The sequence below is a fragment of the bacterium genome (assembly GCA_030654305.1).
In the GTDB taxonomy this organism is placed as follows: domain Bacteria; phylum Krumholzibacteriota; class Krumholzibacteriia; order LZORAL124-64-63; family LZORAL124-64-63; genus PNOJ01.
Map to the genome: position 1 here is coordinate 1 of JAURXS010000243.1, position 4,239 is coordinate 4,239.

Annotated in this window: 5 protein-coding genes; 1 reads left to right on the forward strand and 4 read right to left on the reverse strand. The window is 72.9% G+C overall.

What is annotated here, in order from left to right; translation table 11 throughout:
• From Q7W29_06785 to Q7W29_06800, 4 genes are all read right to left on the reverse strand, one after another.
• Nucleotides 1-275 (reverse strand): carboxymuconolactone decarboxylase family protein (locus Q7W29_06785; protein ID MDO9171520.1); only part of this gene is annotated, 275 nt, incomplete at its 3' end.
• A 127-nt stretch (nucleotides 276-402) separates the two neighbouring features.
• Nucleotides 403-1,701 (reverse strand): MFS transporter, encoded by a 1,299-nt coding sequence (locus tag Q7W29_06790; GenBank protein ID MDO9171521.1) that lies wholly within the window; start codon nucleotides 1,699-1,701, stop codon nucleotides 403-405.
• A gap of 43 nt (nucleotides 1,702-1,744) precedes the next feature.
• Nucleotides 1,745-2,287, reverse strand: coding sequence for a DUF456 family protein (locus tag Q7W29_06795; GenBank protein ID MDO9171522.1), 543 nt, complete (start codon nucleotides 2,285-2,287; stop codon nucleotides 1,745-1,747).
• 15 nt (nucleotides 2,288-2,302) lie between these two features.
• A complete protein-coding gene (locus Q7W29_06800) occupies nucleotides 2,303-2,956 on the reverse strand; it encodes a DUF1684 domain-containing protein (GenBank protein MDO9171523.1) in 654 nt (217 codons plus the stop codon).
• Nucleotides 2,957-3,154: 198 nt separating this feature from the next.
• Here Q7W29_06800 and Q7W29_06805 point away from each other — a divergent pair.
• The coding region (locus tag Q7W29_06805) for a hypothetical protein (GenBank protein MDO9171524.1) at nucleotides 3,155-4,239 on the forward strand (1,085 nt) is incomplete at its 3' end.

Sequence of the window (4,239 nt, forward strand, 5' to 3'; positions counted from 1 at the left end):
TCGTGGGCCCGGCGCAGGTGCGGGACGACGATCGACCCGCCCACGATCAGGCCCACGTCGAAGATCTCCAGGATCTCGGCCTTGCTCACGCCCAGCTCGACGCAGCGGATCGTGTGGTAGGCGATGCAGTCGTCGCAGCGCAGCACCAGCGAGGCGCTCAGGCCCAGCATCTCCTTGGTGCGCGCGCTCAGCGCGCCGTCCTCGTAGCAGCGGGTGTCGAGGTTGAAGAAGCGCTTCGTGGTCAGGGTAGCCTCGTCGAGGATCTGCGCGTTCATGCGTTCGCGGTACTCGCGGAAGGCCTTCAGACGTGAGGACACGGCCGCCTCCTCCGGTTCTGGTACGGTCGGTGTTGGGACGGGCACAGGTTCGCACGGGAGCCCGCGTCGGGCAAGCCGTTGCGGGTCAGGCGGCCGGCGGGAGCCCGCGCCGGCCGAGCCGCCGCCCGAGCAGCGCCGAGCTGACCGCCGCCCCGACGAAGATCGCCGCCGCGACGACGAACACCTCGCGGTAGCCGAGCAGCCGCAGCACCGCGAAGCCGATCAGCGGCCCGATCAGGCCGCGCCCCCCCACCATCGCCACGTGGACGCCCTGGTAGTAGCCCCCCCGGCCCGGCGGCGCGAAGCTGATCGAGCCGACGTTCCAGGTGACGTTGATGCCCGCCATGGCCAGGGCGTAGACGCCGAAGGCCGCGTAGGCGATCAGGGCCGGCGAGACCGACGGCAGCAGGGTCCCCGCGGCCAGCGTCAGGGGGTACAGGGCGAGCGCCGCGTAGCTCACGCTGGACAGCCGCACCGGGTGGTGGCGGTCCATGAGCCGCCCCATGAGCGGCCCCAGCAGCGCCACCCCGAGCGAGGCGATCAGCACGCGGGCGTGGGAGATCTGCTGGTAGCTGAGGTCCAGCTCCTCGGTGAAATACAGGGGCACGACGGGCATGAGCATCATGTAGGCGATGCCGTAGATCATGAAGTTGATCTCGAACCAGTAGAAGTCGCGGTCCTCGCGGAAGGTCGCCGCCGCTTCGTGGAAGGGCGAGGTGGCCGCATCCGCGAGCCGGCGGAGGCTCGGCCATTCGCGCGCCCGGCGCGGCGTCACGACGACACCGGGGTCCCGGCCGCCCGCGGGCCGCGGCAGCCGGGCCAGGATCAGCAGGTGGACGAAGCCGACCAGGCCGAGCAGCGGGTAGAGCCAGCGGAAGCTCATCGGATCGCGGTCCAGCAGCGCGCCCAGCAGCAGGCTCATCGCCGCGGCGGTCAGGTGCTGGGCCAGGGCGCCGCGGCCGTAGGCCTCGCCGCGGCGATCGGCGCGGATGTTCTCCTGCAGGATCCCGTTCTGGGCGGGATAGACCAGCGAGGAGAAGAAGTAGACCACCGCGAGCAGGGCCGTGAACGCCAGCGGGCCCCGCACCAGGAACATCAGCACCATGATCGCGCGGCCGCCGAGCCCGCCCCAGAACAGCCAGCGGCGGCGCCCGCCGCGCTCGAGCATCCGTCCCCAGTAGATGGCCAGCACCATGCTGGCCGACTCCAGGATGACCGTGAAGGTCACCAGCCAGCCGGGCGCGAGCAGCGACTTCGCCAGCACGAACGGGAACAGGATGTAGCCCGACCACCACACGCCCTGGCAGACCATGCCCAGCAGGTAGCGGCGCATGGTCAGGCGTTCCAGGGCGATCGCATCGAGGGTGTCGGAGCGGGCCGTCATGCCACCATCATGCGAGCCGGCGCGCCCCGGCGCCAGCCCGTGTTCAGGCCCGCGGGAAGACCCGCAGCAGGATCAGGACGATCATCACGGCCGACACGGCGACCTTGAAGAGGCTGGCCAGGGTCTTGCCGGCGAAGGCGTGCCAGCCGATGCGCAGGCTGGGCTCGAGGCGCCGCTCGCGCCAGTACTGGCCGCTCACCGCGCCGAGGAAGGAACCGACGAACCCGCCGGCTACGGCTCCGAGCACGGGCACCACGGCGCCGCCGGCCACGGCCCCGGCCAGCCCCCCCACGAAGGCGCCCAGGACCCCGAGGCGGGTCGCGCCCTTGCGGGCGACGTAGAGCGTGCCGACGACCGCCTCCACGGCCTCGCCCAGCAGGGCGAGGCCGAGCAGGAGCAGCAGGAAGGGCCAGGTGAGCGGGGTGAAGCCAGTGACCAGGGCGTGCAGGAGCGCCAGCCCGACGATGACGAAGTTGCCGCTCAGCCCCAGGACCGTCAGCAGCGGCGTCGCGAGCAGCGCCAGGATCCAGAGTCCCAGCAGCAGCCAGCGCCCGGACTCCGCCACGAGGTCAGCCACGGCCGGCATCGGGCGCCCCTCCCGTCATTCGTGCGCGCGGAAGAGCTTCTCGCCCGCCCGCACGGCGAACGGCAGCCGGTTCTCCGCCGGCGGGAGCGTGCAGTTGTACTTCTCCGGGTTGTAGTCGCAGAGCGGGTTGTAGGCGAAGTTGAAGTCCACCTCCACGGTGCCGTCCGCGGCGAGCTCGAGGTCGAGGTAGCGGCCGCCGCCGTAGGTCTCCTCGCCCGAGGTCGCGTCGTAGAACGGCAGCCACAGGTAGTCGCCGTCCTTGGGGTCGGCCGGTCCCAGGACCGAGAGCGTGTGGTTCTTCCCCTCGTAGGCGAAGGTGACCTTGCCCTTGAGCACGTAGGGCACGGTGTTGCCCTTGCGCTTGGTCAGCTCGACGGTCCGGCCGCCGGTCACGGGCTCCAGGGGCAGCCGGTAGCGCAGGCCCTTCTCGGGGTAGTAGTAGTTGAGCCCCTCGAAACCGGGCAGGTCCTCCACGCGCAGGGCGGTCTGCGTCGAGTCCATGAAGGCTTCGTTCTTGTCGATGCGGAACTCGACCAGGCGGATCTCCCAGGCTTCCAGCTCCTGATCGTTCATGGCCAGCGGGCCGGGGGCCTCCGACACGCACCCCGCCGGTCCGACCGCGGCCAGGATCGTCAACGCGCCCAGCGTCAGCATCGTCCTGCTCGTCATCCCCTGCTCTCCCGTCGGTTCGTCCCGTCGGCGTTGCGCTGTTGCCCGCCGGCGGAACCCTCGTTAATGTTGCCAAAGCGTGCCCGGCCTGCGGGCACGAAAGCGGCGCCGCTGCCGGCGGCGTCGCCCGGCCAGGATAGCATATCGCGCCGTCCACGGCAGCCCCGTCCTCTCGCCGACGCACAGGAGTGCCGGATCGTGAACGCCGAACGCCGCCCGCTCCCCGTCCCGCAGACGGAACTGCTGCTGTTCCTCGTCGCGGTGTTCGGCCGCCTGCCGACGCTGGGCGCCTGGTGGCACGGCGCCGACTGGGAACTGCTCGGCCGCGCCGCGGGCGTGGCCGGGAGCGGCGAGGCGCCGGTCCGCTGGTTCAGCCAGGTCGCCTACTGGCGGCTTCTGGGGCCGTTGCTGGGCACGACGCCCGGTCCGTGGGCCGTGACCCGCCTGCTGCTGCACGGGGCCGTGACGGTGCTGGTCCACCGGCTCGCCCTGCGGGCCGGCGCCTCCCGCGCGGGCGCGTTCGCCGCGGCCCTGCTGACGGCGATCACCAGCCTCGCCTTCGTCCCCCTCTACCAGGCCGCCGGCGTCCAGGATCTGCTCGGCGCGGCGCTGGCGCTGTTCTGCGTCGAGCGGCTGCTCGCGGGGGGGCCGCGCGCCGCGGCGACGGCCGCGCTGGCCGGCCTGCTGGCGGTGTCGAGCCGGGAAAGCGCGCTGGGGCTGCCGTTCTGGGCCGCCGTGCTGGCCTTGGGCGGCGACCGCGCGCGGCGGCGCGAGCGGCTGGCCGTGGCCGCCGGTCTGGCGATCGCGTCCGGGTTCGAGATCGCGCTGCTGCTGCGGCACGGCGCGCCCGCGGCCGGTCACGCCCGCGAGCTGTGGTCCGCGGCCAAGGTGCCGCTCGACCTGATGCAGTACGGCTGGTGGATGATCTCGCCCTGGCCGGTGCCGACCGCCCGCTTCACGCTCCTCACGGGCGTCGTGGGGCTGCTGGCCTGGCTGGTTTGGGGTTTCCGGGCGCGGGCCGGTTGGCGGTCCGGTGATCGCGCGGCGGCGGCAGCGCTGCTCGGGGCCGTGCTCGCCCTCGCACCCGCCCTGACGCTGCGGTCCCCCGCGCAGCCCCACCTGGCCTACGCCGCCTGGGCCGTCGCGGCGATCGTCCTGGGACCGGCGCTGGCGCGACGGCGAGAGACCCCGCGCCCGGCCGTCGCCCTGCTGTTCGCCGCCGCGGTAACCGCGCTGTCCTGGGGCGCGTGCGAGTGGCGCCTCTCGCGGCGCGGCGCCGATGG